Origin of the sequence: Bradyrhizobium sp. SZCCHNR2028, assembly GCF_032380995.1 — a bacterium.
Taxonomy (GTDB): Bacteria; Pseudomonadota; Alphaproteobacteria; order Rhizobiales; family Xanthobacteraceae; genus Bradyrhizobium.
In genome coordinates this window covers 31,176-55,716 of sequence record NZ_JAUHJF010000029.1, presented here as the reverse complement: position 1 = coordinate 55,716, position 24,541 = coordinate 31,176, and the positions used below count along the sequence as shown (strand labels likewise).

Sequence of the window (24,541 nt, the reverse complement as noted above, 5' to 3'; positions counted from 1 at the left end):
GGCTATTTCTGCCGATCGAGCTTGATGATCGTCGGTGTGGCGGCGTCGGACGTCGAGAACGTCACCCGATCGCCGGCGTGGATGTTCTCGATCATGGCGTTGTCCTTGATCTTGAACTCCTGGGCCGCTCCCGCCGTGTTGGCGCCGACGGTCCCGTTGGGAACGCGCTTGATCGCGATCGTGCCGTTGAGACGGTTGATCCCCGTGACCATGCCCGCCGTGCCCTGCTCCGCTGCGAGAGCGGGCAGAGTCCCCGCAAATAGGGCGACCGTCGCCAGAGTAATGCCAACTGCTCTCATCGCTGTTCTCCTGCCTTGCTTTTCGCGGCAAACAAAACACCACGAATTCTTTGGTTCCCGGAACCTTCAGCTTCGTCGCTGACGACCTTGGGCCGTTTGACGCACCGCAATCAATGTCGCTGCGCCGTGCAGCTTTTTTGTTGCCCCCAAGCACTACGCCTACATACAAGATCCTGATTGTCTCCGCCCTGCGGACGACGCGCGCTCGACCGGGCGCAATCGCGAACCTTCTTCGACCGACACGGCTCGGCCCCCCTCATGTAGTGATTTGCGCGGATTTGTCATCAGACCAGCGCGTGATCAAAGTTTTCCTGCACTCGCAGTATCGACGCCCTGTAACGCCGAATTCATCAATGCGTCAGGATGCACCTTGACAGCGCAGACAGCCGGGAGGACGATTACCCCGTCGTCCATTTCCGGTGGCCGCTCGTCATGGTGCCGGTGATGTCCGAACGACAACAACCCATCTGATTGCAGGGAGGTTCTATGACTCCACCTCCGTACCAGATCCGCTGAGTGCGACGGGACTCGCTTCGGACCATCGCATAGCGGCAAATCACGAACGGCACGCCGGGTCGCGGCTTAGTGGGCTGCATCAGCGAGGCATGGCCCCTTGCCCGCCCGGCGCTGTGCCGTCCATCTGGATCACTTCAGCGCGAGCTTGGTAGCTATCATTCGGGAGCGGCGGCTCGAGACCCAACACTCGGGCTGATACTGCGCAACGCGAACATTGGAGCGTGTGATCAGCCGATCGCGTGCAGGGATCAGTTGACCAATGCCAGCCAATATATCGGCTCGCGGCATCGCCGCATTCCCAATGTCCCCGAAACGAAATCCATCATCGGCGGATGCGCGGCGGGCGCAGGCGTCACCCGCCGCCGACGCAATCTACCGCAGCTACTTGCTGTAATCGTAGAAGCCCTTGCCGGTCTTGCGGCCAAGCTGGCCTGCAGCCACCATTTCCTTCAGCAACGGCGCCGGACGATACTTCGGATCGTTGAAGCCGTTGTAGAACACCTCCATCACCGACAGCATCGTGTCGAGACCGATCAGATCCGCCAGCGCCAGCGGACCGATGGGGTGATTGCAGCCGAGCTTCATGCCCTCGTCGATGTCGGCGGCGGTCGCGATGCCTTCCGAATATGCGAAGATCGCCTCGTTGATCATCGGGCACAGGATGCGGTTCACGGCAAAGCCCGGGCTGTTCTTCGCGGTGATCGCAACCTTGCCGATCCGCTTGGCGAATTCGGCGGCGGCCGCATGGGTCGCATCCGAGGTCTGCAGGCCGCGGATCAGTTCGAGCAGCGCCATCATCGGCACCGGATTGAAGAAGTGCATGCCGATGAAGCGATCGGGCCGGTCGGTGGCGGTGGCGAGCTTGGTGATCGAGATGGAAGAGGTGTTGGTCGCGATCAGCGCCTCGGGCTTCAGGCCGGCACAGAGGTCCTTGAGGATCTTGAGCTTCAGCTCCTCGTTCTCCGTCGCTGCCTCGATGACCAGGTCACAGCTCGCCAGCTTCGCTTTGTCGGCAGTGCCGGTGATGAGCGACAACGCCCTGTCCTTGTCGGCGGCCGTCATCTTCTCCTTCTTGACCAGGCGGTCGAGGCTGGAACCCACGGTCGCGAGCCCGCGCGCCACCGCCTGCTCCGAGATGTCGACCATGACGACCGGAACGCCCGCGGCGGCGCAAACCTGCGCGATGCCGTTGCCCATGGTGCCTGCTCCGATGATGCCGACCGTCTGAATCATTGCCGCTTCCTCTCAGTCTCGTATCCGCGGGGACCGCCCCGTCCTGCGCCGTTGCTTAACAGGCTATCGCCCGGCCGGGTAGACCCAACACGACGAGCCAGACCGGGCCGGCTGCCCCACGGCTCGCCGGCGTCGGGAAGCGGACGCGTCACCCGAGGTTCGTCCGCATGCGCAGGAACGGATGCAACTTGCTCTGGTTGGTCTCGTGCTCGGCGAGATGAGCCGCGCCGGGCGCGGCAGCGGACCGCTGAACAGGAACCACTGACCGATACGCAGGCACGGGTGACCGGGCGGTCGACCCGCTGTCGCGTGTCACGCGTGAGCGCCACGCCAAATCCGTCGTCGTCATCGGAACGCCCGGTCAGGCCGACGGTTCTCCACGCAGCAACAGGCCGTGCCCAATCGAGGAGACCCCCGTGGCGACCGCCGAAACCACCCGACCTTCCCTGCAGCCGACGGCGCAGATCGCACGGCGTTCGATCCACCCGATGCTGGTGCCATTCCCTATCGTCTGCTTCATCGGAACGCTCGTCACCGACATCGCCTATTGGCGGACCGCCGAAATCATGTGGGCGGATATCTCCGCCTGGCTGCTGCTGGCCGGACTGATCATGGGCGTGCTGGCCGGCATCGCCGGCCTCATCGACTTCCTCGAATTGGACGCGGAGAAACGGAGGACGACATGGGACTGGCTCAATACGCCATCGTAGCAGTGGACGATCATTGGAGCGTGCTGCACGACGGCAACGCGCACGGCGACTATGCCACCAAGGAAGCAGCGTTCGAATCGGCGGCATCAGCCGCGACGCTTGCCATCAAGCAGGGTCATGAGGTGCACCTCAGCGTTCCGGGTAACGACCCCGATCGATCAAATAACTAATCAGCACGGCATCCTTGTTGTTGGGTCCAAAATGACCTCCAGGGATAGTGAACTGCACGGTAACGTGTGTTAGCGACGTCACAGGCTCGGCGCCGCACACTTCTGTCCAAAAGGAACAGGAGTTTCGCCATGAAGGTCAACCGGAACCGGCGCAAGCAGACAGCGTCGTTCGGCCAGCGGCTGCAGCAGGCTGCAACCGCTGCCCGCGAGGCGGCAGCGCGTCTTCCAGTAGGCCCTGAACGCGACATCATGCTGAAGAAGGCGATGCAGGCCGAGACGGCGGCGCATATCAACGAGCTGTTGAGTGCGCCCGTGCTGCACGCCGCGGGGCGTTAGGACACTCGCCTCGTCATCTGTCGCGATTGCGAGAGGAACCCGAACGCCGGCACGACGCTTTGCTCTCGAGTTCTTGTCTCGGCGAGAGGACGATGATGGCCCGGGTCGTGGTCGGCACATCGGGATGGCATTACGGGTCCTGGCGCGGCGCCTTCTTTCCGCAGGGCCTTCTGATCAGGCACCAGCTGCCCTACTACGCCAGCCAGTTCGAGACCACCGAGCTGAATGGCGTGTTCTACCGGACGCCGACGGAAGCCGCCGTCCGCGGCTGGCGCGATCAGACCGGCCCCGATTTCGTTTTTGCCTGGAAAGCCTCCAAGTTCATCACGCATTGGAAGCGCCTGTCCGCGCGCTCGGTCAACAGCATTGCGCTGATGGAGAGCCGGCTGTCGCTGCTCGGCGGCAAGGCCGGCCCCGTGCTGTTCCAGCTGCCGCCGCATTTCGAAGCGAATCCCGAGCGCCTCAAGTCCTTTCTGCCGCTGCTGCCGAGGCACCGGCGCTACAGTTTCGAATTCCGTCACCCGAGCTGGTACACGCCGGCCATCATGCGCCTGCTGAGGGACGCGAACATCTCGCTCTGCCTGTCGGACCATCACGACGCCCCGGCGCCGTGGAAGCGCACGGCCGATTTCGTCTATGTGCGCGGACACGGCCCCGACGGCCGCTACAAGGACAACTATACCGACGCAACGCTCGCGACCTGGGCCAAACGCATTCGCGCCTGGGCGACGCACGGGATCGACGTCTACGTCTATTTCGACAACGACCAGAAGAGCGCGGCGCCCGCCGACGCTTTGCGGCTGCGCCGGTTGCTCGCGGCGTCCCCTCACCGGACACACGGCGCGGCGCGCGCGAGGTCGACAGAACATCGTGGACATCTCTCGGTTTAGGCCGCAACCAACGAGAGGAACCACCCATGCGACGCACACTCAGCACGCTTGGCTGCCTGGTACTCGCCGGCCCTGCCCTCGCCCAATCAATCTGCGAAAAGACCGGGGTGAATTCGGCGCTCGGCATTGCGCCGAGCACGGAGGACTTCGTCAAGCAGGTCGCCATCAGCCGGCATTGCTGCGCGACACCACGGTCTCCTTCTCGATCAGTCCCGCTGCATTGGTGAAATACGCCTCGACCGCCTCAGACATCGCCTGCGCGACTTTCGGAGGATTGCCGAGTTGATCAATGCTCGATTCGATCCCGTTCGCGATCGACCGCGATCCGGCCTTGCGCGCGATCGATGCTGGAGTACTCGACCGCAGCCAGCGGGCGCTTGGCGCCGATCGCCGGGGCCCCGAGAACACAGGCAAGCGCCGTGACCGAGAGCATCGACACCGCAAAGAGCTGACCGACTCGCATGATGCATTTCCAGTTGATTGTTTTGATCAACTTAGGAAGCGGAGCCTGAGGGGGTCTTAAATCCGCTGACCTGGCGTGGCGCCAGATCGTCGCCACCACGCGTCGATTCCCGTAAATCAACGGGCTTCGACGGTGGTCCTCATCAGTTTTCATGAGAGTTCCACGACAGAGGCGCGAAGGGTTGGTCGGGATCGCGCGATGTTGCTCGTGCTTCGAGCATCGCTTGGGAGCACGGGCAGCGCAAGAAGCCGCGGCAATCTCTCCGACTCCGGGCCCGCGCTGGTTCCTCATGCAGTCCTCATGCAAGTGTAGAAAGATCCAGCGGTCAACGCGGTACAATGCTAACATAAGTTATTGAAGTCGCACCACATGGAACCCCAATAAACTAACTCGGGGGAACCGCTCTTTGAGTCATCTGGTACGCAAGCTCGAGAATTTCGTCCGCCTCTCTGCGGCCGACCGCCTGATGCTCAACCGCGCTGCGGCTCAGCGGGTAAGGACCTTCGCGCCACGCACCGACATCGCGCGCGAAGGCGAGAAGCCCAAGGACGTGCATCTGATCCTGAATGGCTGGGCCTGCCGCTACAAGCAGCTCGAGGACGGCCGCCGCCAGATCGTCTCGTTCTTCCTTCCTGGCGATATCTGCGATCTCAACATCTTCATTCTGCGCGAGATGGACCATTCGATCGGCACCATCACGCCGGTGTCGATCGCCGATCTGCCGCGCGAGTTCTTCGACGAGATCAGCGCCGGTTATCCGCGCATTGCGACGGCGTTCTGGTGGGAGACGCTGGTCAATGCCGCGATCCAGCGCGAATGGACCATGAATCTCGGGCAGCGCACCGCGTCCGAACGCATGGCGCACCTGTTGTGCGAACTGTTCTTCCGGCTGCGCCTGGCGGGTCTCGCCGACGACAGCAGCTGCAGCTTCCCGCTCACCCAGGCCGATCTCGCCGAGGCGACCGGCCTGTCGAAGGTCCACGTCAACCGCACGCTGCAGGAACTGCGCGCCAGCAACCTGATCGTGCTCAAGGGCAAGATGCTGGTACTTCCGGACCTCGAGCGCCTGATGAGCGCAGGCCTGTTCAACGCGAATTACTTGCATTTGGACCGCGAAGGCCGTCAGCTCGACGCGAATGAGTGAGAGGTTCGGAGCGGCGCTTGCGCTATGCTGACCGGCTCGGCACTCTGCCGGGGAAACGGCGATGGTCGAACAGCGCATGGTTGACGGACCCTTCGAGCAGGAGATCGTGCAGCGCCTCGGGCTGATGCCCAACCTGTTCAGGTCGGCGCCGTCAGCGCCTGAGGCGACCCGACAGCTCTGGCAGTTCGCCAAATCCGCCTATCTCGACACCCCGCTGCCGGCCCTGTTCAAGGAGCGGCTCGCCGTCCATCTGTCGCGCCTCAACCATTCGCCTTATTGTCTGACCCGGCATTTCGGTTTTCTGGTCGGATTGGGCAAGCCCGCGGGCGACTCGGCATCCCGCCCCGAGACGATCGATCGGGCGCGTCAACTGCTCGCGCGGCCGCTCGCGGATCCCGTGCGCACCGCGGCGGCGCTGGGCCGGCTTGAGATTCTCCAGCCCCCGCTCGACATCCCGGAGCCGGGCAGCGACGGCGAGGCGGACCTGTTCGAGGCCGCGTCGGTGCTGTTCATGCAAAGTGCTGATTCCGACCGCTCGCGGCGCGCGATCCGACACGCTTTCGGCAACACCAGGTTCGATCTGCTGGCGGCCTTCCTCGCCTATCTGCGCACAGCGCATTTCTGGGCCGATGCTCACCTGCTCACGATCGATTCCGATGTGCTTGCCCTCGCACAGGCCGATCCTGAGCTCGCCGTCTGCCTCGGCTGCAGCGAGCTGCCGGACGCTGGGCCGCCCGCACAGCAGCCGCATTCGAATGGCGGCGATGCCAGCGATCATCGACTGCGCCGCCTCCTCGAGATCGATTCGGTCGGCGTGCTGTTCTTCGATCATGCAGCCGGCACCCTGATCGACGCCAACGAGGCCTTCTTGGCGATGACAGGCTATTCGCGCCAGGAGATCAACAGCGGCGAGCTGACCTGGAAGAGCCTGACCCCCCCGGAATGGATGCGCACTTCGAGCGACCAGATCGAGCTGCTGCGGCAGACCGGCCGGCTCGGTCCCTATGAGAAGCAGTATTTTCGCAAGAACGGCGAACGCGCCTGGATGATGTTCGCCGGCCGTGACCTCGGCGACGGCACCCTCGTCGAGCTCGTGATGAACATCGACGACCGCAAGCGTACCGAGGCCGCGCTGCGCGACAGCGAGGCGCGCTTCCGCCAATTCGGCGAAGCGTCCTCCGACGTGGTGTGGATCCGCGATGCCGAGACCCTGCAATGGGAATATCTCAGCCCTGCATTCGAGACGATCTATGGCGTCCCGCGCACCGCCGTGCTCCGCGGCGACCATCTCGCATCGTGGACCGAACTCATGCTGCCGGAGGACCGGCCCCGCGCCCTCGAGAGCCTGGAGCGCGCCCGGCGCGGCCAGCGCGACAGCCTGGACGTCCGTATCGTCAGGCAGCCGGACGGCGTCACGCGCTGGCTGCGCATCCGTAGTTTTCCCATGGTCGACGAGGTGGGGCAGGTGCAGCGCATCGGCGGCATCACCCAGGACATCACGGCGCTGGTCTCGGCCTCCGAGCACCAGAAGCTGCTGCTCGCCGAGTTGCAGCACCGCGTCCGCAACATGCTCGCCGTGATCCGCTCGATCATCCGCCGCACGGGCGACTCGAGCGACAGTGTCGAGGATTTCGCCAGTCACCTCGAAGGCCGCATCACGGCGCTGTCGCGCATCCAGGCGGTCGTCACGCGCGATCCCCTCGCCGGTTTCGATCTGGCCGAGCTGATCGCCGATGAGCTGCGCGCCGGAGCCGCGCGCGAGGACAGGCAATTCTCGCTGTTGGGCCCCCAGGTGCGGCTGAAGCCGAAGGCGGCCGAGAGCATCGGGCTTGCCATGCACGAGCTCGCGACCAATGCGCTGAAATATGGCGCGCTGACGGTGCCGCGGGGCTTCATCAGGATCGAATGGCGGCTCGACAAGCACGACGCGGCCGACTGGCTGGTCATCGACTGGACCGAGACCGGCATGTCCGGACGCACGCTGAGTGCGCAGCGCCAGGGCTTTGGAACCGTGCTGCTGGAACAAATGCTGCCGTACGAGGTCGGTGCCCGCGTCGTGCGGCGCTTCGAGCCGAGCGGCCTCTGCTGCGAGATCAGGCTGCCCACCGACGACATTCTCAAGCGTTGACGGGCCGATCGAAGCTTCATTTCGCGGCACCGGTCGGCAACAATGGCCGGGATCTCGTCGGCGCGGAGAAACGCCGTCGGCATAGCCTTCGCGGTGCATTCGGGGTATGCTCCGCCTGCGGCCAGAGGTGGAGGTCGCATGGGTCGCGCAACCGCCATGTCTTCGCCTTGGTTTGGGCGGATATGACCAAGTGTCGATGAGATTGGGAATCGGCCGAACGTCGACGCGACGGAACGATGATGGGACGTTCCTGAGCATGCGGCTCTGGCCAAGATGAATCACCGTGAACATGCAGGTGCGTGGGCACGAGGGACAACCGGTATCCAGGTTCTGTGCTGATGCGGCCGAGAGGCCGAGCGTCCTGTGGCGCCGTCGTCATCCGACGTTGGTGTCACGAAGCGTAGGTACGATGCAGCGTGAGTACGCGGAGCATTGGTGCACGAGGGCGTTGGTTAGGACGACACATCGGTACAGAGCCGAGCGCCGCCTGCGAGGCGGACGACAACGGAGGACGGAGCGTCAATGCTTGCAACGACGACCAAAGACGGCGATCAGCAGCCTCATGCCATGATCGATCCCGAGATCGTGCTGGCGGCCCGCGCGGATCGCACCGCCGCCGAAGCGGACAGGCGCAGCTCGCAACGGCCGCCGGATGTCCCCTTGCCGAAGATCGACCCTGACTACAGGACGCAGGCGGCGAGCGACCTCGCGGTCACCGGAGAGCGCAGCACGTTCGCCACCTGGGCCGTGCGCACCATTCTGGCGGTGCTGTTCGCCGTCGGCAGCGCGGTCGCCGCGGCCGCCTGGCAGAGCTATGGAGATCAAGCCCAGGAGATGATCGCGCATTGGATGCCGCGGATCACGCTGGCATCGAACGCCGACAAGGACGCCGCGGCACAGCCATCCGCGACCGCGCCCCAGCAGACGGCCGCCGAAGCGCCGGCTGAGGCGCAGGAGCACGCAACGAGCGCGGTTGGCGCGACCGCGTCGCAGGAGCAGTTGCTGCAATCGATGGCCCACGACCTCGCTGCCTTGAGCCAGCAGATCGGCGAGCTGAAGACGAGCCTCGCACAGTTGAAGGCCGGGCAGGAGCAGATGGTCCGCGACATGGCGCGGGTCGCCGAGGCCAAGCCCAGCGACAGGCCCGCCGAGCGGTCGAGCGAGCGGACCGCGGAAGCACGGTCGTTCGATCCGCGCGCCATCGAGCAGACGATCCGGCCGCGCCCGGCCCCACGCCCTGCGACCGCGGCCGTGACCCCGGCACTGCCTGGTGCAGCAGCTGTGCACCGGCCGCGCACGCCGCCGCCGGCCGCAGCCGGCATGGCTCCTCCGCCGCCTGCTCCGATGCCGCTGCCGTCGGCGCCGGTCGATCCGGACCAGCCCGTGGTGCGTCCGCCAATGCCGGTGCGCTGAGGGATCCGCACAGGCGCCCGCGCTGGTCCGCGCCGATCGACGCGGCGGTGATCGATTTCGTCGATGCACTTGTCGCGACGCGGCTTTCCGAGCTAAGGAACTGCGCCTGACAATGCGCATCGCCGAGGGGTTCATGAGCCTGACCGATCCGACCGTCCTGTCCGCCTCCGACCTCGCAGACCGCATCGCGATCCTGCGCGACAACATCCGCCAGATCACCGAGCAGGCCGCTTCGCAGTCGGGTGCGGCCGACGAGGAGCGCAACGCCGACCGCCTCGCGCAGCAGAGCGAGGAGCTCGACGTTCTGCTCAAGGAGCAGGAGCGGCGGCTGAACAAATAGCCGGCCGGCCCCTTCGATCATTTCGCGCGTGCTGCACTGCGCTCGTTGTTGCCCGCGCGTCGCCCACAGGCTAGCCTCGCCGAAAACAAGCGGGAGGTAGCCAGAGGATGCGAAACGGTCTGCTTTACACGTCAACCCTTGCGGCATTGACCACTGCGGCATTGCTGGCGCCCCTGACACCGGGCAGCGCCGAGCCACGCCATATGTATACCACCATGGTGCTGGAGGCGTTCGCCACCAAGGTCGAATGTCCCGGCGTCGATGTCGTCTATCAGGATCTGGTCCAGAAGGCGCAGGACATGAAGATGCCTGACGGCACGACCGAGAAGGTGCGCAAGGCGATCGCCTACATGCACACCGGCGGCAAGATGGGCGAGAAGCAGGACGACGATCTGATGGCGGAGGTGGCCGTCGCCACGCAGGCCATCGACATGGATCAGCGCCGCCTCGGCATGACGAACTGGTGCGAGGAGCAGAAGAAGACGCTGGCCGGCTTCATCCGTCCCAAGGGCTGACCCGGGAGCGGCCTCGGGGCTGCCGACGGAGTGGAAAGACCGCACGGCACGTTTGCCGGCCATGGCCGAACGACGCACCGTTCGTCGGTCTGCGCACCGCCATAGCGGGCATGGCACAGCCCCGCGGCGAGCAGGAACCCGGATGACCGCTGCCGCTTGGCCTTGCAGCTGCTATGCAGCAGACATCCGGCCCGGAGCGAGCCATGCGAATCGAAACCGCTTTCCTGTTCGACCTCGACGGCACGCTGGTCGACAGCGTCTATCAGCATGTGCTCGCCTGGAAAACGGCGCTGGATGCCGAGAACATCGAGCTCTCGGTCTGGCGCATCCACCGCAAGATCGGCATGAGCGGCGGCCTGTTCACCAACCAGCTGCTGCGCGAGACGGGTTTTGCCATCGAGCCCGATCGGATCGAGCGGCTGCGGAAAGCGCATGCCGCGGCCTATCAGAAGCTCGGAGGCCAGGTTCGGCCCCTGCCCGGCGCACGCGAGCTGCTCGGCTTCTTGACCGATGCCGGTATCCCCTGGGCGATCGCGACCAGCGGGAGAATGGAAACGGCGGCCGTCAATCTCGCCGCGCTCGGCGTCGATCCCAAGACCAACACTGTCGTGACACGCGACGAGGTCCGCTACGCCAAGCCTGATCCCGATCTGTTTCTCGCGGCCGCCGCCCGCCTCGACGCGCCGATCGAGCGCGCGGTCGTGATCGGCGACAGCATCTGGGACATGCTCGCCGCAACCCGCTGCCGGGCGCTCGGCGTCGGCCTGTTGAGCGGCGGCTATGGTTCGGAGGAACTGCGCCAGTCCGGCGCCATCCGCGTCTACGAGGATCCGGCCGACCTGCTCGGCCACATCGACGAGGTCGGCGGCCGGCGCTAACTCAGCCGGTCAACTCTGCGGGCCCGACAGCGAGATGTCGCGTTCGGCGCGGAACACGTTGGCATAGAGGTTGGCGATCCACTGGCGCCCCGTCGATGTCATGTTGAGATAGCGGATCTCGGTCTGGATGTGCGGGGCGACGCTGTTCCAATAGAACTGCGGATAGCGGTTGACGATATCGGCCGGTGACTCATAGCCGAGCTGCCGGTTGATGCCGACCTCCTCGAACTCGTAATACAGCGCGTTGGCCTTGCGGATGTAGTTGGGGTCGCCGAGCTGTCCGATCAGATCGGCGGCGCGCACGATCGACTGCTCCTCGTCGAACTGCTGGCCGGCGAGCGGCGGAAAGCGCGTGCCCTCGATGGCGCGGGCGATGCGATCCTTGTCCAGCGGCGCCATGCCTTCGATGCGGTTGATCACGTACAGCTTCGAGCGGTCGACGTGATACGGCATCAGGCTGGCGTCGGAGGCGCCGCGCGGCAGGCAGATCTTGCGGCCGCCGCGATCGATGACGAAGCCGTCGACGTCGTCTTCCCTGAACAAGCCGCGGACATAGCCGATGTCGTGGAGCAGGCAGGCCAAGATGACGTGGACGTAGTCGTCCGCCGTCATGTGGCTGTGCAGCGCGCGGCCGCGCAGGATCTCGTGGCCGGCCAGCGTGACCAGCAAGGTGTGCTCGACGTTGTGATACAACGCATCGCTGTTGCCGATGCATTCCAGCGCGATGCGCGCAGCCGCCGGAAGCATCTCCGTCAACTGGGTATGAGACGATCCGAAACGGCGTCGCATATAGGAGCTGAGGAAACGCTCCAACGCCGCTGCCGCGAGCTCCGGTAAGGTCATCATCGCCGCTGCCCCGCCTCAGACAGCCCAAACACAACGTCAAAAGACATAACGCCCGAAAACACAATCACGATAGCGCGGCTCGCGGCACGACTGAGACGTCAGGACGACACGGCTCAGGACGGCCAGCTTCGCACGGACACGCGCGAGATCGGCCCCCCGGAGCGTTCGAGCACCTTGACCGACGAGCATAGCCCAGGTTGCGGATATCGGCCACACCCGGACGAGCACACACCGGAAAACTGCGGGCCAAGCGACTGAATCTGACGCGATCGAGGTCGATCGCTAACGTCCCCGCACCGGCAGCGGCGGCCGTGGCGGTCGTGTCTCACCGCGATAGGCCGGTCGCCGCGCAGGGGAACGGCGGGCCGGCGCGGCCGCCGGCGCATCGACCGACTGCAGATAGGTGCTCAAGGCCGACGCGGAGTCGTCGCTGCTGGTGTAGTGCTTCTGCAGGAACAAATAGAGCGTCAGGCGAAAGCGCCCCTTGGCGAGCCCACGTGCCGAGCGATGACAGGTGGCGCAGCTGTCCGCAAACAGCCGCGCGCCGGATTTGCCGGCATCGAGATCTTCCGCCTGTGCACTGCTGATGACAATCAGCAGCAGCGCGGCCGATCCAACAAACCCCAGCCGCGCCCCGGCGCGCCCGCGCGCGTGGACACGCTCAGGCGACATCAGCCCGCGGGCTTTCCTCCGCCTGCACACCCAGCGCATCGAGATCGACCAGCGCCGGATCGTCCGGCATCGGCTCGCTCTGCTGCTGTCCGCCGCCATGGACGTGCATCAGCGTCTGCACCCGGCGCGCGTTGAGATAGTCGACGTGCTGATGCGCGAGCGCCAGCGGCAGCAGGGCCTTCGGCAGCGCGGTCATGGTGAACGCGGCGACGCGCTTCACCTCCTCACCCTCACGCCAGGTCAGCGGACTCAGCGTGTAGATCATCTGACGGTCGGTCTCGGGCGCAGGCAGTTGCCTCACCTCGGGCGGCGCCAGCAGGGCCACATTGATGTTGCCGGCCCGCGTGCGGCTCGCGGCCGCGCGCAGCTCCCAGCAGATCAGCTCCGCGGCGGACAGCACCTCGCGTCGGATGTCATCGACATCGGACGCGAAGCGGCTGGCCTCGCTCAGCGCCGCACGGCCGCGCGTGACCGCATCGACGAGCGCCGCCGCACCGATCTCGAAGCGAGGAACCGCCTGCTCGATTGCGGTGGCGACGGCCTCGATGTCGTTGGCGGCGCGGTCGCGGTCGCGCTGTGCCACCACGTCGGCGAAGGCGCGCTCCGCCAGGATGATCTGCTCGTCGCATTCGGCGACCGATGCGCGCAGCGCCTTGGCCTTCTGCTCGACCGCCTGCATCTTCGATTCGGCACGATCGAGCTGCCCGTTGCTGGCGCCTGCCTTGGCGAGCCGCTCCGCGGCGACGCGCTTCTCGTCCAGCGCCGCCTCGGCCACCCGGAGACGATCCGTCAGCCGCCGCCGCGCGGCCTGCTTGTCCTTCAGCGCACGCTCGAAGATCTCGACGGGGCTCAGCTCACGCTTGAAAAAGACCATGGCAATAATCCCTGGACGGCGGGCGCGCCGGCAACGTTGGTCAGCGGCGAATCCACTGCCGAATCATGTTGCCCGATTCTTGCGTGGAAAATGGGTCGGAAACCAGGATGAGATGCGGCACACGTTCCCCTTGACGAAACGTATCCACCGCCGGCTGCGGCCGGGCAGAGTCGAGCGAGGCCGCCGGAACGCGCGGCATATTCTGAAAATTGGGATTCGATGTCAGCTCTGATGGGGACCGCGCATCATCCTCATGGCGTCCGAGATGTGGCGCCATTCGCGGGCCTCCTCGGCCTCGCCACTGGCCTCGCATTGCTGTGCCTTTTGCGCAGCTTGTGCGACAGCCGAGGCGCCGTGCATCTCGAGCATCTGCCGGGCGATCGCGTGGATCTGGACTTCAGACATCATGTCGAGCTCCTGTCGCCGGATCGAATGGTCCGCGACAACTTTCTCTACACCGATGCGTTCCGTGAGCTGGATCACTGCACGTCCGGTTCCACCGGTTCAGACTGCGCCCCGTAATTTACCTTACGTGATCAATCCGATTTCACGCACGCCGCCGCACTGTTACTTCTGACTGAGATTCGCCGGATGGCGATTTGAGGAGACGGACATGACGCAGGTCTTCTTCCACTGCTCCAATCCCGATGAGTTCCTCGTCGATCGGCGTGGAACCGCGGTCATCGATCTCGCCGAGGCCTGTGATCACGCCGAGCGCGTCATGCATTCGCTGATCTCCTCCGAAAGCGACGAGGATTGGCGCGACTGGGTGCTGCACATTTCCGACGATCTCGGCGAGGAAATCATCGCCATGCCGTTCGCGTCGGTGCTCGGCCCGATGCATTGAACGGAGCTGCGCGCCCTGCCGCGGCGCTGAGACATTGTGTCCGCATTAGGGTTACCGGCTCCCTCACAGGTTCCGCTCCTCGCATTCTTATCGCCACATTTGTCCGCCATTTCGGCGCTGATGCGACGGAGGGGACATCTCATGACCAGACTGCTGACGACCGCGGCCTTGGCGCTGACACTGACGGTATCGGCGGCGATGGCCGACGAGCACCGCGGCGGCGATGCCGCGCTGGGCGCCTTGTCGGGCGCCGTCGTATTCGGACCGGTGGGAGCCGTTGCCGGCGCCGTCGTCGGCTATACCGCAGGTCCTTCGATCGCGCGCTCCTGGGGCTTCCGCCGCTCGCGTGCAGCCCGGTCGCAGCAGGTCCGGCGTCCAGTCAGGGACAGCCAGGCTGCGATGACCGAGCCTCAGCAGCAGCCGCAGGCGGCGCCGCGCAGCGCACCACCGCCTGCACGGACCATTGCTGTCGCTCCGCCGGCGCCGCGCGGCCCGGTGGCGCCGCCGGTACAGACACTCGAGTAGACCGCTGGTAAATCAGTAGCCGCGGGCGCGATCGACGACGTTCAGCAACGTCTCTCCGCGCAGCAGACGCCGCGCATTCTCCGCCACCTGCTGCGCGATCACCTCCCAGGAGGCGATCGCCGCCATGTGCGGCGTCACCAGCACGCCCGGCTCGCGCCACAGCGCATGGTCCGCGGGCAATGGCTCATGCTCGAAGACGTCGAGCACGGCGCCGCGCAGATGGCCGCTGCGGAGCAGCGCGACCAGATCCTCCGTCACCAGATGCTCGCCGCGGCTGCACAGGATCACCGCGGCACCCTTGGGCAGCCGGCCCAGGCGCCCGGCATTGAGCAGGCCCACGGTCGAGGCCGTCAGCGGCAGCAGCGAGACCAGGATCTCCGTCTCACCCAGGAAGTCGTCGAGCGCATCGGCGCCGCTGTAGGTCCGCACGCCGGCGAGCGCCTTGGGCGAGCGCGACCACGCGCTCACCGCGAAGCCCAGCTCGACCAGACGGATCGCCGCCGCGGAGCCGAGTTCGCCGAGCCCGAGAATGCCGACCCGACGGTCCTTCGCGGCACGCTGCTCGTACCGACGCCACACGCCGTTGCGCGCATTGCTGACCACGCGATCGAAGTCGCGGTGGAAATACAGCGTCCCCCACAGCACGAACTCGGTCATGGCCGCGGAGATATCGGGATCGACGATCCGGCACAGCGGCACATCCGGCACGGTCGGATCGGACAGGATGTTGTCGACGCCCGCCGCGATCGAATGGATCAGCTTCAGCTTCGGCATCGTCGCGAGCGCGCCGGGCTCCGGCTTCCAGCACACCGCAAGCTCGGCATCGCGTGCCGCCGACTCCGGCCATGACGCGACGGTCACGCCCGGCAGCTCGCGCGCGAGCAGCGCCTGCATCGGATCCATCAGTCCGGGACGGCTGAGAAGCGCGACCGTGATCATGCCGGCCGCAGTCCGCACCATTGCGCGACGAACATCGCAATGGACAGCGTGGTCTTGCGCACGCTGTCGAGATCGACACGCTCGTCGAACGCGTGCGGACCGATGCCATAGGGCCCGTAGCACAGCGCCGGGATGCCATAGTCGACCTGATAGTAGCGGGTGTCGTTGACCGCCGTAGAGAGCCGCACGTCGAGCGGCTTCTCGAATACCCGTGCATGTACCTCGGCCAGCGCCGCCTCGGCGGCGCTGCCGGGCTCGCACGCCGCAGGATCGGCCTGGAAGCCGCTCCACACCAGCTCGACCGGATTCTCCGACAGGAAGCTGTCTGCGGCCTGCGCCTTCGCGAGACACTGCTCGATGCCGGCCATGGCCTGCGCCGGCGTCTCGCCCGGCAGCACGCCGAGCCGGCAATCGAGGTCGCACCAGGCCGGCGTCGAGCTCGCCCAGTCGCCGCCCTTGATGATGCCGACGTTGAACTTGATCGGATCCTTGACCGCAGCGAACCAGGCGTTCGACTTGGCACGCGCGTTGATCTCTTTCGTGTGCTCCTGGAAGGCGCGGATCAGATGCATCGCCGAGAGGATCGCATTGGTGCCGGTCTCGGCATAGGCGACGTGCACCGGCGTGCCGCGCACGCGCAGCCGGAACCAGATCGCGCCAACCTGCGCGCGGGTCAGCGTGTGGCCGGTCGGCTCCGGGATCAGGCAGGCGTCGGCCGTATAGCCGCGCATCAGAGTCGAGAGCGCGCCGTTGCCCGTGCTCTCCTCCTCGGTCACGGTCTCCAGATGGATGCGCCCGTCCGGCACGAAGCCGGCGGCCTTGATGGCATCGAGCGCGAAGATCATCGCGGAGACACCAGCCTTCATGTCCTGCGCGCCGCGGCCGATCATCCAGCCGTCGCGCACGATCGCCTCATAGGGCGGATCGTTCCAGAGATCGGTCGGGCCCTCGGGCACGACGTCGATGTGGCCCTGCAGGATCAGGCTGCGTCCCTTGCCCGCGCCGTCCAGCGTCGCCACCACCTGCTTGGAGCCGTCGAGTGCGATGCTGTCCATCGGCGCCGCCTTGGGATGGCGCATCAGGTCGACGTCTTCAAGGCTGAAGCGGTCGACCTGATAGCCGCGGGTCTCGAACTCGCCGGCCAGCCAGTCCTGCACCGGCGCCTCTTCGCCGCGCAGGCTGCGGAACTGGACGAGTTGCTGCAGGAAGGCAACCTGCTTGGCGAAGTTGGCATCAACAGCGGCGGCGAGCCGCTCCATCACGTCATTCGGCACAGCCGCCGCAGCGTCAGTCACGTCTCAAACCTCCAGCCTTCCCATTCACCTCGGCCGCGCGTCAGGCGGCCAGGCACTTCTCCAGGATCGCGAGCCCTTCGTCCACGATCTCGTCGGACGCGGTCAGCGGCACCAGAATGCGGATGGTGCTCGCGGTGACGCCGCAGGACAACAGGATCAGTCCGTTCTCGTGTGCGACGCGGGTCACGCGCTTGGTCATCTCGGAATCCGGCTCGTCGCTGCCGCGCTGCTTCAGGATATCGAATGCAACCATCGCGCCAGGACCGCGCGGCCCGGAAACCGGAACCAGGTTGTTGGCGCGCGAGAAGCGCTCGATCGCCGCGCGCAATCGGTCGCCGATCGCATTGGCGCGGTCGAGCAGCTTCTCCTGCTCGAACACGTCGAGCACGGCGAGCGCCGCCGCGCAGGCCAGCGGATTGCCGCCGTAGGTGCCGCCGAGGCCGCCCGGCTCCGCGGCGTCCATGATCGCGGCACGTCCGATCACGCCGGACAGCGGCATGCCGCCGGCGAGACTCTTGGCGACGCAGATCAGGTCCGGCTGCACGTCGTAGTGCTCCATCGCGAACATCTTGCCGGTGCGGCCGAAGCCGGTCTGCACCTCGTCTGCGATCAGCACGATGCCATGGGCGTCGCAGATCCGGCGCAGGCCCCGCATCAGCTCCGGCGGCGCCTGGTGGAAACCGCCCTCGCCCTGCACCGGCTCGATGATGATGGCCGCGACCTGTGAGGCGTCGATGTCGGCCTTGAAGATGAAGTTGATGTAGGACAGCGTGTCCTCGACCGACACGCTGCTGCCGGCGATCGGGAACGGCGCGTGCCAGACCCCGGGCAGCGGCGGTCCGAAATGCTTCTTGTACGGCATCACCTTGCCGGTCATGGCGTTGGCGAGCGCGGTGCGGCCGTGGAAGGCGCCGGTGAAGGCGATGATGCCGCTGCGTCCCGTGGCCGCGCGCGCGATCTTGATCGCGTTCTCGGTCGCCTCAGCGCCGGTCGTCAGCAGGATCGACTTGGCCGGCCCCGAAATCGGCGCCAGCGCGTTGAGCCGTTCGCTCAGCCGCACATACGGCTCGTATTGCAGCACCTGGAAGCAGGTGTGGGTGAAGCGGTCGAGCTGCGCCCGGATCGCGGCAACGACATGCGGATGGCAGTGGCCGGTGTTGAGCACCGCGATGCCGCCGGCAAAGTCGACATAGCGCTTGCCCTCGACGTCCCACACCTCGCTGTTGAGGGCGCGGTCGGCAAACAGCGGCGTCGCATAGCTCACGCCCCTGACGACGGCCTCGTGTCGTCGCGCCAGCAGGTCTTCGTTCGCAGCCGAAATTGCAGCCGAAATTGCAGCCATGGCTCAACTCCTCGTGGGAAAAATCGAGCAGAAGGCTACGCCGAGAGCCGTCGCGATCAATCAGCTTGTTCCCGATGACAGGTGCCTGCAATGCACCAGACCCAGCGGGATGAGCGCGCGGCTACGCGGCGAGCACCTTCTTCAGCCACGCCCGCAGCGCCACGATCGCGGGCTCGTCCCAGCGCTCCCGGAGCGCGACGAGCTGATAGGCTCCCATGTGGAGTGCCGAGGGGATCACCTCGACCAGCGCACCGCTGCGCAGATCATCGGCGACCAGCACCTCGTTGGCGAGCGCGATGCCCTGGCCGAAGCGGGCGGCTTCGATGGCGAGATGCGCGTGCCACAGCCGCTGCCCGCGCAACGTGACCGGCTCCCGATACCCCGCCAGCTCGAACCATTGCTCCCATTGCGCGGTGGACTCCTCGTGGATCAGCGAGGCCCTGGCGAGGCCCGGGAGTGTCGCGATCGCCGGAAACCTTGCCAGATAGGCCGGGCTTGCGACCGGGAATACACGTGGGCGCACCAGCTCCTCGGCGACCACGCCGCCGCCCCGGTCGATCGCCTCGGCATAGACGATCTCCGCATCCGCTTCGCCGCGCTGCAGGTCGGGGTGCGCCAGCGTCGGCTGCAGATTGATGTCCCAGTTGCGCGGCGGGCCGCTCAGCTCGGGCAGCCGCGCCAGCAGGCGGCGATTGGCGAGGCCTGGAATGCACCAGATGTTCAGGGTCGGACGCGCTGCGGGCCGCACCGAAATTGTCGCGCGGGCGATGATGTCGAAGGCCTGGCTGACCTCGGCATGAAACTGGCGCCCGGCCTCGGTCAGCGCGAGGCCCCGCCCCTCGGCACGCACCAGCGCCACGCCCAGGCTGCGTTGCAGATTCTGCAGATGACGCGAGACCACGGTGTGGCTGACGGCGAGTTCGTCGCCTGCGGCGCGCACGCTGCCCTTGCGGCCGACGGCCTCGAAGGCACGCAGCGCGATCAGGGAGGGCAATCGAGGTCTCGTCATGCTCGCACAGTTCTCAGCCTGCGCGATCCCCCTCCCCGCCCTCAAGCGGGAACCGCCACGATCCGTCTGTCGCGCGGCTGATGTCGGAGCGCCGGCTGCCTTGGCGGCGTCCGTTGACCGCACGAGGCGTTCCGGGCGGAGCGCCGCATCGCGGTCACGAGGGCGCTTGCGCGCGTCATGCCGCTCTTACCGTCAGCATCGGCGCAATGCCAGCCCAGAGAAAGCCACACTCGCGGGAGCGACCTCCGCGGACGTCTTAACGTGGCAAGCCGCGTCGCAAACGATCCTTAAGCCTGCGGCCATGGCAGTCCGCCATTTGCCAAAAAGTTTCCACAATTCAACTTTGAATCGGCAGTGCTTCGAGCAGGAGAACCCCCAAGATGCGGATCAGCCAAATGATCTCCGTCGGTTCGCTGGCAGCCCTCGTCGCGACGGCCGCCCCCGCACTGGCGAAAAGCTCCCAGACGCCCAAACCGGATGATCAGGCCACATCGTCCCTGCCGTGCCGCGCCTACCAGCAGGCTCCCGACGGGACATGGATGGAGCGGCCCTGTCAGGGCCAGGGCGCAAGCGCGCCGGCGCGTCAGCGCGCGGTCACCAACGGGGCCGGCAGCGCGGAACAACGTTAGCGGACTTGGTTACGGACGTGTGGTTAGCGGACTTGGCACGAGAGCCGGAGCGCCTGCGCTCCGGCCTGCGCTGGTGCCGCGCTCAGTAGGGCGGCGCCCTGCGCGCCCGCTGCTCCCTGCCCGCCTCGACCCACCACAACAGATCGTCGGCAAAGCGCGGAAACGCGCGCTCCAGCGCCTGGCCGGAATCGCCGGTCGGCTTGCCGTCGGCAGATAGCGCCTGACCGATCGGGCCGACGGCAAGCGTGCTCGACACCACCACCATCCCCATCTCCGACAACGTGCCGTGCCACGCGGTGGCGGCGCGTGCCCCGGAGAGCCGGCCGGCGGAATAGCTCGCGATCGCCGCCGGACGCCAGAACCATTCCTCGAGAAAGTGGTCGGTGAGGTTCTTCAGTCCCGGCTGCATGCCCCAATTATATTCGCCGGTGACGAACACGAAGCCGTCGGCGGCACGGATCTTGGCCGCAAGCTCGGCCATGGCCGCTGGCGCCTGGCCGGGCGGATATTCCTTGTACATGCGGTCGAGCATCGGGAGGCCGACCGCCCTGGCGTCGATCAGCTCGACGTCCTGGTCCTTGGCGCGCAACCCGTCCACGACGAATTGCGCGAGCCGGATGCCCATCCGGTCGGAGCGATAGGAGCCGTAGAGGACGAGGATGCGGAAGCTCATGGCGCGTCAACTCCTGGCCGGACGATCCGCGCCAGACTACCACGCCGCACTGCCATCGAGGTCACTATGGTCACGCCGCGGATCGATCGACCGGCGGCGCGTGGTTGGCGGAAACGAGGCGTGGCACGCTCAGCGCGTCACCGTGGCCGAAGCGGAGCGCTCGGATGGCCGGCCGAACACGCTGCGGCAACCGTCGCTGAGGCTGGCGCGCTGCTTCATCATGCAGGCAATGATGCGGTCGCGATCGGGAATCTCGGACGAGCACAGCCGGAACACGTCGCCGGTGCACAGCCGCCGCTGGTCGTCCTCCGTGAAGGCATGGCCCGCGCGCGGGCTGGCGACCATCGCCAGCGCAAGCCCTGCCATTGCCACATTCCAATTCCGCATCCTGAACAGATGAGTTCGCATCGCCGTCCCCAATTCGCCCGCTGTTTGTCCGGTTCACCCGCTGCTTTCGCTGATGTCGCGAAGCAGTTGCCGCCGCAGAATCAAATGATGACACGTCGCGGCGCGCCTTCAACAAGCGCTCTCGTTCCTGCACCACAATTTTGCGGCCTGTTGCATCTTCGACTCCTTTTGCGCTGCCGGACCCCGTGAGACGCCGCCAAATTGTCATTAGGCGAACGCAATCCGGCCCAGCCGCGCTCACACTCTCACGGCGTAGTGGCGGCGTGCTGATGGTGCTTCGGACCATCACGTGTCCCGAGTTTAGGTGTGGGAGTCAGGTTCATGGCGTACACGATGGTGGCTGAGCGGGAGCAGCAGACAATCCGCAAGCAGCGCGAAAGCGCCCTCATCGTTCTCGCCAACGCACAGGTGATGGAGGCGGAAGGCTGGCAGGTCGTCATCACCGACGAGGACGGCAACAGCCTGCCGCTCGCCGAGTTCGAAGCTGGCATCTCGCAGAAATTCTCGTCCTGGTATAAGGCCAAGCAGCGGCCGGTGGTGCCCACCACCATCCCAGCCCCCAACCTGTTCTCGACGCCGGCCAATGACGACGCCGAGCCGGAGGCCATCGTGGCCGCCGAACTCGCCGCCGAGCAGGTCGAGACGGCCGAGGTCCAGGAAGCTGCGGTCCAGGAGATCGCCGAGGACGATTTCGAAACGGCCGAGACCGCCAACGCTCCGACGGCCGAGAAGGCCGAGCGCGAGGAGATCGCACTCGACGCCGCCGAGATGGCCGACTGATATCGCCGCCGCGCCGCAGCATCGCCGGCTTCAGTCGTCGCCGTCGTAGAACCGCTCCAGCGGCAGCCTGATCCGAGCCCTGCCGAGCAACGATGTGGGACGGCTGTGGTGCGGACCGAGTGTGCTTCGGCGCGCCGTCGCTTCCTCGCGCGACCGGCGAGTAACAAACATGTTCGCAGCGCGGCTTTCGATCGAACAACGATCATTGGAACGAAGAACCGCCTGCCCGCCGGGCAAATCAAAGCGCATTTCCATCCGGCGGCGTCGCCCCCACGGCCTGAATCGGCAACAACGGCGGTGCGCGCAGAAGCGATTTTCGGCAGGCCCATCAAGCTGATTTGGCCTGTCCAGTCCCATCGTCAGAGATATTCCGCTTTTCCTAAATCGGATTCAGTGCTTTTGTCGTGCCATCTCTCGCTCGCAAGAGGGGCGTATCGCGGTCGTCACGGACGTGGAGCGGGAGGAGCGGTGGACGCGATGGCAGCGCAGCGCATCTTTGCGCCGACGAACGCTGATGTCGCGTACGGTCAAGTCGCGTGGTCCTGGCATCCCGACGCTGATGCCCCCACGGTGGCGCGCCCAAAGCGCGTTGTCGTGCACGGTGACCAGAAAGCCCGGCGCACCGGGGAGCGCGCGAAGCAGCCGTTAAGATCATCGCGCGGGGAATGCCGGTTGCCCGGCGGAACCTGTGGTGACTGCCGCCTGCTTTTTTTCTGCAGGCGGGCCATGGGTTGCGGCCAGCATCCCGGCATTCCCCGCGCCCTCTGCCGTGCGGAGGGCAAGACGAATGGAATCACTCGGACGCAGGATGCGTCGCGAGATCGCGAGATCATGGGTGGATGATGGCGGATGGCGGGAGGCGCTTGTTCGCGAGGCGCCTCAACACACACGTCGTCACTCCGGGGCGCGCGGAGCGCGAGTCCGGATCCATATGCCGCAGCAGAACTTATGAAACGAGATGGAGTGACCAGCATGCCTCACATGCCCGCTCTGGATTATGGATGCCGGGCTCGCGCTCCGCGCGCCCCGGCATGACGGTGGAGCGAGGTCATGGCCCATCTCACGGCCGTCATGCCCCGCGCAGGCGGGGCATCCAGTACGCCGCGGCCTTTGGGTCGATCACTGCCGTCCCGGAATACTGGATCGCCCGGCCGAGCCGGGCGATGACGCCGAGCAGGAATTCTCGGCCCGGAAGGCCGCGCGAGGTCGTTGTCTCAAACGCGTCATCGTCTGCATCACAACAGCTTCGCGCTCACGAACAGCGTGCGCACGGCGTTGGTGGCCTGCACCGTCATGATCGCGTTGTCGGCCGCGGCCTGCAGCGCGGCCATGGCCTGGTCGTGCAGCGACTTGAACTCCATCCACTCGACGGCATTGAGGCTGGTGAGGAACTGATGGGCCTGCCCGACCGTCGAAATCACGACTGGCTTGCCGTTCACCTTGATGTTGAAGGTGGTACGCAGACGCGTTTCCGAGTTTGCGGGATCAATCATGGGGACCTTCCGGAAGATGCGACGGGCGTCACCGCCGAGGTCGCGCCGAGGCCCAGCAACAAAACGTCACTCGGTCTTTTGCGCGGTCCGCGTCGGGGTGCCAGCCTCGAGCCCGACGACGACAACGAGTCGGTTGAACTCGCCGTCATCATACGCCTTCAGGAAGCGATCGTAATTCTTGATCGAGACGCAGCCGTTCGAATCACCCTCCGGACCCAGCATATAGGGGTGGGTCAGCAATCCGCTCCGGCCCAGGGTCGATCCTTCCACCACGTTCATGCGCAGGGCGCGCACGCCGTGAAACGGTTTTTCGCGCGGCTTCAGGTCATAGGTGGCGGGTGGGGTCGCGCCAACCATGCGCTGATTGACGTGCTCTGGGTCGTCGCGCAGGCTGCCCATGCCGGAATGGGCCTCGAGCCCGATGCCGGACGGCAGATACACCATCCTGGCCTTGATGTCGTACACGGCGGTCTTGTCATAGCCGAGCGCGCCGAGATCGATCCCGGAGCGCACGATGCCGCTATCCGGACCGAGCGAGGCGAACTTGGTCGGGCTCGGCAACAGGTCGGACAGCTTCTGCAGGATGGAGCGATCGTCGACGCGTCCGACCGCTTCAGGCGCACTGGCCGAAACCAGGCTGGTCGGCAGGTTGGCGACGGACGGGCGCGGTCGCGGCAGCGGCACGCCCGGTGCAGGCATCGTGACGGTATTGCCCTCCGTCAGCATCGGCCGCCAATCGCTGTTGCTGGGGTCGCGCCCGCCCGAATCGCGCGCTTCCATGCCCTTGACCAGCGCGGCCCGGGCATCGAGCAGTTGGCGGTCGATCGCGCCGCGAAGGGCGAAACGGTCGAGCGCGCGAATCGCGTCTTTTTCCGAATAGGCCGTGGCCGAGGCGGAGGCCGGCGCGAAACGTGTCTCGAAGGTGATGGACGGCGCGCCGGCGGCCGGCAGCGCCGCGGTCGCAAGCGACGTCTCCTCGCTGTTGGCGCCGACCCATGCAGCCGCGCCCGCCGCGATCGCAAGTGCTGCAAGCACGAATGCGATCGCTTCGGAGCGCCCGAAGCGGCCTTGCGACAACAGAACGTCTACGCTTGCTTCACTGGAAGCCATCACGTCCCCGATATACCCCCTTTTTCGGACCACCCGGGAAAGGTGCCCGACCCCAAGGGGTACG

At 66.1% G+C, this 24,541-nt stretch carries 29 protein-coding genes and 1 pseudogene; 15 read left to right on the top strand and 15 right to left on the bottom strand.

Going from position 1 to position 24,541, the window contains the following annotated elements; translation table 11 throughout:
• Positions 1-2: 2 nt before the first annotated feature.
• Positions 3-299 carry a copper-binding protein gene (locus tag QX121_RS29265; protein WP_315813687.1) on the bottom strand — a complete coding sequence of 99 codons (297 nt, stop codon included), beginning with the start codon at positions 297-299 and terminating at the stop codon, positions 3-5.
• A gap of 897 nt (positions 300-1,196) precedes the next feature.
• Positions 1,197-2,048, bottom strand: coding sequence for a 3-hydroxybutyryl-CoA dehydrogenase (locus tag QX121_RS29260; protein ID WP_315741150.1), 852 nt, complete (start codon positions 2,046-2,048; stop codon positions 1,197-1,199).
• Positions 2,049-2,536: 488 nt separating this feature from the next.
• Between QX121_RS29260 and QX121_RS29255 the strand changes: the two genes are divergently transcribed.
• The 5 genes and pseudogenes from QX121_RS29255 to QX121_RS29235 all read left to right on the top strand — a co-directional run.
• The gene (locus QX121_RS29255) at positions 2,537-2,758 is read left to right on the top strand and encodes a DUF2231 domain-containing protein (protein ID WP_409998062.1); all 222 of its coding nucleotides are present in this window, start codon (positions 2,537-2,539) and stop codon (positions 2,756-2,758) included.
• Positions 2,731-2,928 (top strand): hypothetical protein, encoded by a 198-nt coding sequence (locus QX121_RS29250; RefSeq protein ID WP_315755672.1) that lies wholly within the window; start codon positions 2,731-2,733, stop codon positions 2,926-2,928. The genes QX121_RS29255 and QX121_RS29250 overlap by 28 nt, the downstream gene beginning before the upstream one ends.
• A 129-nt stretch (positions 2,929-3,057) precedes the next feature.
• Positions 3,058-3,264, top strand: coding sequence for a hypothetical protein (locus QX121_RS29245; protein WP_315755673.1), 207 nt, complete (start codon positions 3,058-3,060; stop codon positions 3,262-3,264).
• 95 nt (positions 3,265-3,359) lie between these two features.
• Positions 3,360-4,154, top strand: a complete 795-nt coding sequence (locus QX121_RS29240) for a DUF72 domain-containing protein (protein WP_315813693.1) — start codon at positions 3,360-3,362, stop codon at positions 4,152-4,154.
• A 26-nt stretch (positions 4,155-4,180) separates the two neighbouring features.
• Positions 4,181-4,324: pseudogene (locus tag QX121_RS29235) on the top strand (DUF305 domain-containing protein); the annotation flags it as partial.
• A gap of 116 nt (positions 4,325-4,440) precedes the next feature.
• On the opposite strand, the gene QX121_RS29230 reads toward QX121_RS29235, so the two are convergent.
• Complete coding sequence (locus tag QX121_RS29230) at positions 4,441-4,770, bottom strand: hypothetical protein (RefSeq protein ID WP_315813686.1); 330 nt, start codon at positions 4,768-4,770, stop codon at positions 4,441-4,443.
• A 253-nt stretch (positions 4,771-5,023) separates the two neighbouring features.
• On the opposite strand from QX121_RS29230, the gene QX121_RS29225 reads away from it, so the two are divergent.
• From QX121_RS29225 to QX121_RS29200, 6 genes are all read left to right on the top strand, one after another.
• A complete protein-coding gene (locus QX121_RS29225) occupies positions 5,024-5,761 on the top strand; it encodes a Crp/Fnr family transcriptional regulator (protein ID WP_315712288.1) in 738 nt (245 codons plus the stop codon).
• Positions 5,762-5,822: 61 nt separating this feature from the next.
• Positions 5,823-7,889 (top strand): PAS domain S-box protein, encoded by a 2,067-nt coding sequence (locus QX121_RS29220; RefSeq protein ID WP_315813685.1) that lies wholly within the window; start codon positions 5,823-5,825, stop codon positions 7,887-7,889.
• 522 nt (positions 7,890-8,411) lie between these two features.
• A complete protein-coding gene (locus QX121_RS29215) occupies positions 8,412-9,302 on the top strand; it encodes a hypothetical protein (protein WP_315813684.1) in 891 nt (296 codons plus the stop codon).
• 133 nt (positions 9,303-9,435) lie between these two features.
• On the top strand, positions 9,436-9,642 hold the full coding sequence (locus QX121_RS29210; protein WP_315712292.1) for a hypothetical protein: 207 nt from the start codon (positions 9,436-9,438) through the stop codon (positions 9,640-9,642).
• A gap of 107 nt (positions 9,643-9,749) precedes the next feature.
• The gene (locus tag QX121_RS29205; protein ID WP_315798494.1) at positions 9,750-10,157 is read left to right on the top strand and encodes a hypothetical protein; all 408 of its coding nucleotides are present in this window, start codon (positions 9,750-9,752) and stop codon (positions 10,155-10,157) included.
• 203 nt (positions 10,158-10,360) lie between these two features.
• On the top strand, positions 10,361-11,035 hold the full coding sequence (locus QX121_RS29200) for an HAD family hydrolase (RefSeq protein WP_315780537.1): 675 nt from the start codon (positions 10,361-10,363) through the stop codon (positions 11,033-11,035).
• Positions 11,036-11,044: 9 nt separating this feature from the next.
• Here the strand turns inward: QX121_RS29200 and QX121_RS29195 are convergent, their stop codons facing one another.
• From QX121_RS29195 to QX121_RS29180, 4 genes are all read right to left on the bottom strand, one after another.
• Positions 11,045-11,881 carry an HD domain-containing protein gene (locus QX121_RS29195; RefSeq protein WP_315741143.1) on the bottom strand — a complete coding sequence of 279 codons (837 nt, stop codon included), beginning with the start codon at positions 11,879-11,881 and terminating at the stop codon, positions 11,045-11,047.
• Between the two features lie 282 nt (positions 11,882-12,163).
• Positions 12,164-12,553 carry a cytochrome C gene (locus QX121_RS29190; protein WP_315813683.1) on the bottom strand — a complete coding sequence of 130 codons (390 nt, stop codon included), beginning with the start codon at positions 12,551-12,553 and terminating at the stop codon, positions 12,164-12,166.
• The gene (locus QX121_RS29185; protein ID WP_315813682.1) at positions 12,543-13,427 is read right to left on the bottom strand and encodes a hypothetical protein; all 885 of its coding nucleotides are present in this window, start codon (positions 13,425-13,427) and stop codon (positions 12,543-12,545) included. Before QX121_RS29185 ends, QX121_RS29190 begins: the two co-directional genes overlap by 11 nt.
• Positions 13,428-13,649: 222 nt before the next feature.
• Positions 13,650-13,832: a hypothetical protein gene (locus QX121_RS29180; RefSeq protein ID WP_315741166.1), complete on the bottom strand. Its 183-nt coding sequence runs from the start codon at positions 13,830-13,832 to the stop codon at positions 13,650-13,652.
• Between the two features lie 208 nt (positions 13,833-14,040).
• Here QX121_RS29180 and QX121_RS29175 point away from each other — a divergent pair, with 208 nt between their 5' ends.
• Together QX121_RS29175 and QX121_RS29170 are read left to right on the top strand one after the other, a co-directional pair.
• Positions 14,041-14,274 carry a DUF6894 family protein gene (locus QX121_RS29175; protein ID WP_315741140.1) on the top strand — a complete coding sequence of 78 codons (234 nt, stop codon included), beginning with the start codon at positions 14,041-14,043 and terminating at the stop codon, positions 14,272-14,274.
• A 141-nt stretch (positions 14,275-14,415) separates the two neighbouring features.
• The gene (locus tag QX121_RS29170) at positions 14,416-14,799 is read left to right on the top strand and encodes a hypothetical protein (RefSeq protein ID WP_315780533.1); all 384 of its coding nucleotides are present in this window, start codon (positions 14,416-14,418) and stop codon (positions 14,797-14,799) included.
• Between the two features lie 12 nt (positions 14,800-14,811).
• Here QX121_RS29170 and QX121_RS29165 read toward each other — a convergent pair whose 3' ends face one another.
• The 4 genes from QX121_RS29165 to QX121_RS29150 form a co-directional block, all read right to left on the bottom strand.
• On the bottom strand, positions 14,812-15,738 hold the full coding sequence (locus QX121_RS29165; protein WP_315741165.1) for a glyoxylate/hydroxypyruvate reductase A: 927 nt from the start codon (positions 15,736-15,738) through the stop codon (positions 14,812-14,814).
• On the bottom strand, positions 15,735-17,033 hold the full coding sequence (locus QX121_RS29160; RefSeq protein ID WP_315813681.1) for an ArgE/DapE family deacylase: 1,299 nt from the start codon (positions 17,031-17,033) through the stop codon (positions 15,735-15,737). Before QX121_RS29160 ends, QX121_RS29165 begins: the two co-directional genes overlap by 4 nt.
• Positions 17,034-17,073: 40 nt before the next feature.
• Positions 17,074-18,375, bottom strand: coding sequence for a 4-aminobutyrate--2-oxoglutarate transaminase (gene gabT, locus QX121_RS29155; RefSeq protein WP_315813680.1), 1,302 nt, complete (start codon positions 18,373-18,375; stop codon positions 17,074-17,076).
• A gap of 121 nt (positions 18,376-18,496) precedes the next feature.
• A complete protein-coding gene (locus QX121_RS29150) occupies positions 18,497-19,384 on the bottom strand; it encodes a LysR substrate-binding domain-containing protein (protein ID WP_315813679.1) in 888 nt (295 codons plus the stop codon).
• Between the two features lie 380 nt (positions 19,385-19,764).
• On the opposite strand from QX121_RS29150, the gene QX121_RS29145 reads away from it, so the two are divergent.
• Complete coding sequence (locus QX121_RS29145) at positions 19,765-20,013, top strand: hypothetical protein (RefSeq protein WP_315741135.1); 249 nt, start codon at positions 19,765-19,767, stop codon at positions 20,011-20,013.
• A gap of 82 nt (positions 20,014-20,095) precedes the next feature.
• On the opposite strand, the gene QX121_RS29140 is transcribed toward QX121_RS29145, so the two are convergent.
• On the bottom strand, positions 20,096-20,686 hold the full coding sequence (locus QX121_RS29140; protein WP_315798487.1) for an NAD(P)H-dependent oxidoreductase: 591 nt from the start codon (positions 20,684-20,686) through the stop codon (positions 20,096-20,098).
• A 129-nt stretch (positions 20,687-20,815) separates the two neighbouring features.
• The gene (locus QX121_RS29135; protein ID WP_315712310.1) at positions 20,816-21,052 is read right to left on the bottom strand and encodes a hypothetical protein; all 237 of its coding nucleotides are present in this window, start codon (positions 21,050-21,052) and stop codon (positions 20,816-20,818) included.
• Between the two features lie 363 nt (positions 21,053-21,415).
• Between QX121_RS29135 and QX121_RS29130 the strand changes: the two genes are divergently transcribed.
• Positions 21,416-21,874: a hypothetical protein gene (locus QX121_RS29130; RefSeq protein ID WP_315741133.1), complete on the top strand. Its 459-nt coding sequence runs from the start codon at positions 21,416-21,418 to the stop codon at positions 21,872-21,874.
• 1,235 nt (positions 21,875-23,109) lie between these two features.
• Here the strand turns inward: QX121_RS29130 and QX121_RS29125 are convergent.
• Both QX121_RS29125 and QX121_RS29120 read right to left on the bottom strand, forming a co-directional pair.
• Entirely contained in the window at positions 23,110-23,367 is a 258-nt protein-coding gene (locus QX121_RS29125; protein ID WP_315712312.1) for a hypothetical protein, read from the bottom strand.
• Positions 23,368-23,433: 66 nt separating this feature from the next.
• Positions 23,434-24,477, bottom strand: a complete 1,044-nt coding sequence (locus QX121_RS29120) for a DUF2778 domain-containing protein (RefSeq protein WP_315741164.1) — start codon at positions 24,475-24,477, stop codon at positions 23,434-23,436.
• Positions 24,478-24,541 lie beyond the last annotated feature (64 nt).

Coding starts and splice junctions, on each gene's coding strand:
- QX121_RS29265 (WP_315813687.1), bottom strand. CDS start 299: ATGAGAGCAGTTGGCATTACTCTGGCGACGGTCGCCCTATTTGCGGGG.
- QX121_RS29260 (WP_315741150.1), bottom strand. CDS start 2,048: ATGATTCAGACGGTCGGCATCATCGGAGCAGGCACCATGGGCAACGGC.
- QX121_RS29255 (WP_409998062.1), top strand. CDS start 2,537: ATGCTGGTGCCATTCCCTATCGTCTGCTTCATCGGAACGCTCGTCACC.
- QX121_RS29250 (WP_315755672.1), top strand. CDS start 2,731: ATGGGACTGGCTCAATACGCCATCGTAGCAGTGGACGATCATTGGAGC.
- QX121_RS29245 (WP_315755673.1), top strand. CDS start 3,058: ATGAAGGTCAACCGGAACCGGCGCAAGCAGACAGCGTCGTTCGGCCAG.
- QX121_RS29240 (WP_315813693.1), top strand. CDS start 3,360: ATGGCCCGGGTCGTGGTCGGCACATCGGGATGGCATTACGGGTCCTGG.
- QX121_RS29230 (WP_315813686.1), bottom strand. CDS start 4,770: ATGAAAACTGATGAGGACCACCGTCGAAGCCCGTTGATTTACGGGAAT.
- QX121_RS29220 (WP_315813685.1), top strand. CDS start 5,823: ATGGTCGAACAGCGCATGGTTGACGGACCCTTCGAGCAGGAGATCGTG.
- QX121_RS29215 (WP_315813684.1), top strand. CDS start 8,412: ATGCTTGCAACGACGACCAAAGACGGCGATCAGCAGCCTCATGCCATG.
- QX121_RS29210 (WP_315712292.1), top strand. CDS start 9,436: ATGAGCCTGACCGATCCGACCGTCCTGTCCGCCTCCGACCTCGCAGAC.
- QX121_RS29205 (WP_315798494.1), top strand. CDS start 9,750: ATGCGAAACGGTCTGCTTTACACGTCAACCCTTGCGGCATTGACCACT.
- QX121_RS29200 (WP_315780537.1), top strand. CDS start 10,361: ATGCGAATCGAAACCGCTTTCCTGTTCGACCTCGACGGCACGCTGGTC.
- QX121_RS29195 (WP_315741143.1), bottom strand. CDS start 11,881: ATGATGACCTTACCGGAGCTCGCGGCAGCGGCGTTGGAGCGTTTCCTC.
- QX121_RS29190 (WP_315813683.1), bottom strand. CDS start 12,553: ATGTCGCCTGAGCGTGTCCACGCGCGCGGGCGCGCCGGGGCGCGGCTG.
- QX121_RS29185 (WP_315813682.1), bottom strand. CDS start 13,427: ATGGTCTTTTTCAAGCGTGAGCTGAGCCCCGTCGAGATCTTCGAGCGT.
- QX121_RS29180 (WP_315741166.1), bottom strand. CDS start 13,832: ATGTCTGAAGTCCAGATCCACGCGATCGCCCGGCAGATGCTCGAGATG.
- QX121_RS29175 (WP_315741140.1), top strand. CDS start 14,041: ATGACGCAGGTCTTCTTCCACTGCTCCAATCCCGATGAGTTCCTCGTC.
- QX121_RS29170 (WP_315780533.1), top strand. CDS start 14,416: ATGACCAGACTGCTGACGACCGCGGCCTTGGCGCTGACACTGACGGTA.
- QX121_RS29165 (WP_315741165.1), bottom strand. CDS start 15,738: ATGATCACGGTCGCGCTTCTCAGCCGTCCCGGACTGATGGATCCGATG.
- gabT (WP_315813680.1), bottom strand. CDS start 18,375: ATGGCTGCAATTTCGGCTGCAATTTCGGCTGCGAACGAAGACCTGCTG.
- QX121_RS29150 (WP_315813679.1), bottom strand. CDS start 19,384: ATGACGAGACCTCGATTGCCCTCCCTGATCGCGCTGCGTGCCTTCGAG.
- QX121_RS29145 (WP_315741135.1), top strand. CDS start 19,765: ATGCGGATCAGCCAAATGATCTCCGTCGGTTCGCTGGCAGCCCTCGTC.
- QX121_RS29140 (WP_315798487.1), bottom strand. CDS start 20,686: ATGAGCTTCCGCATCCTCGTCCTCTACGGCTCCTATCGCTCCGACCGG.
- QX121_RS29135 (WP_315712310.1), bottom strand. CDS start 21,052: ATGGCAGGGCTTGCGCTGGCGATGGTCGCCAGCCCGCGCGCGGGCCAT.
- QX121_RS29130 (WP_315741133.1), top strand. CDS start 21,416: ATGGCGTACACGATGGTGGCTGAGCGGGAGCAGCAGACAATCCGCAAG.
- QX121_RS29125 (WP_315712312.1), bottom strand. CDS start 23,367: ATGATTGATCCCGCAAACTCGGAAACGCGTCTGCGTACCACCTTCAAC.
- QX121_RS29120 (WP_315741164.1), bottom strand. CDS start 24,477: ATGGCTTCCAGTGAAGCAAGCGTAGACGTTCTGTTGTCGCAAGGCCGC.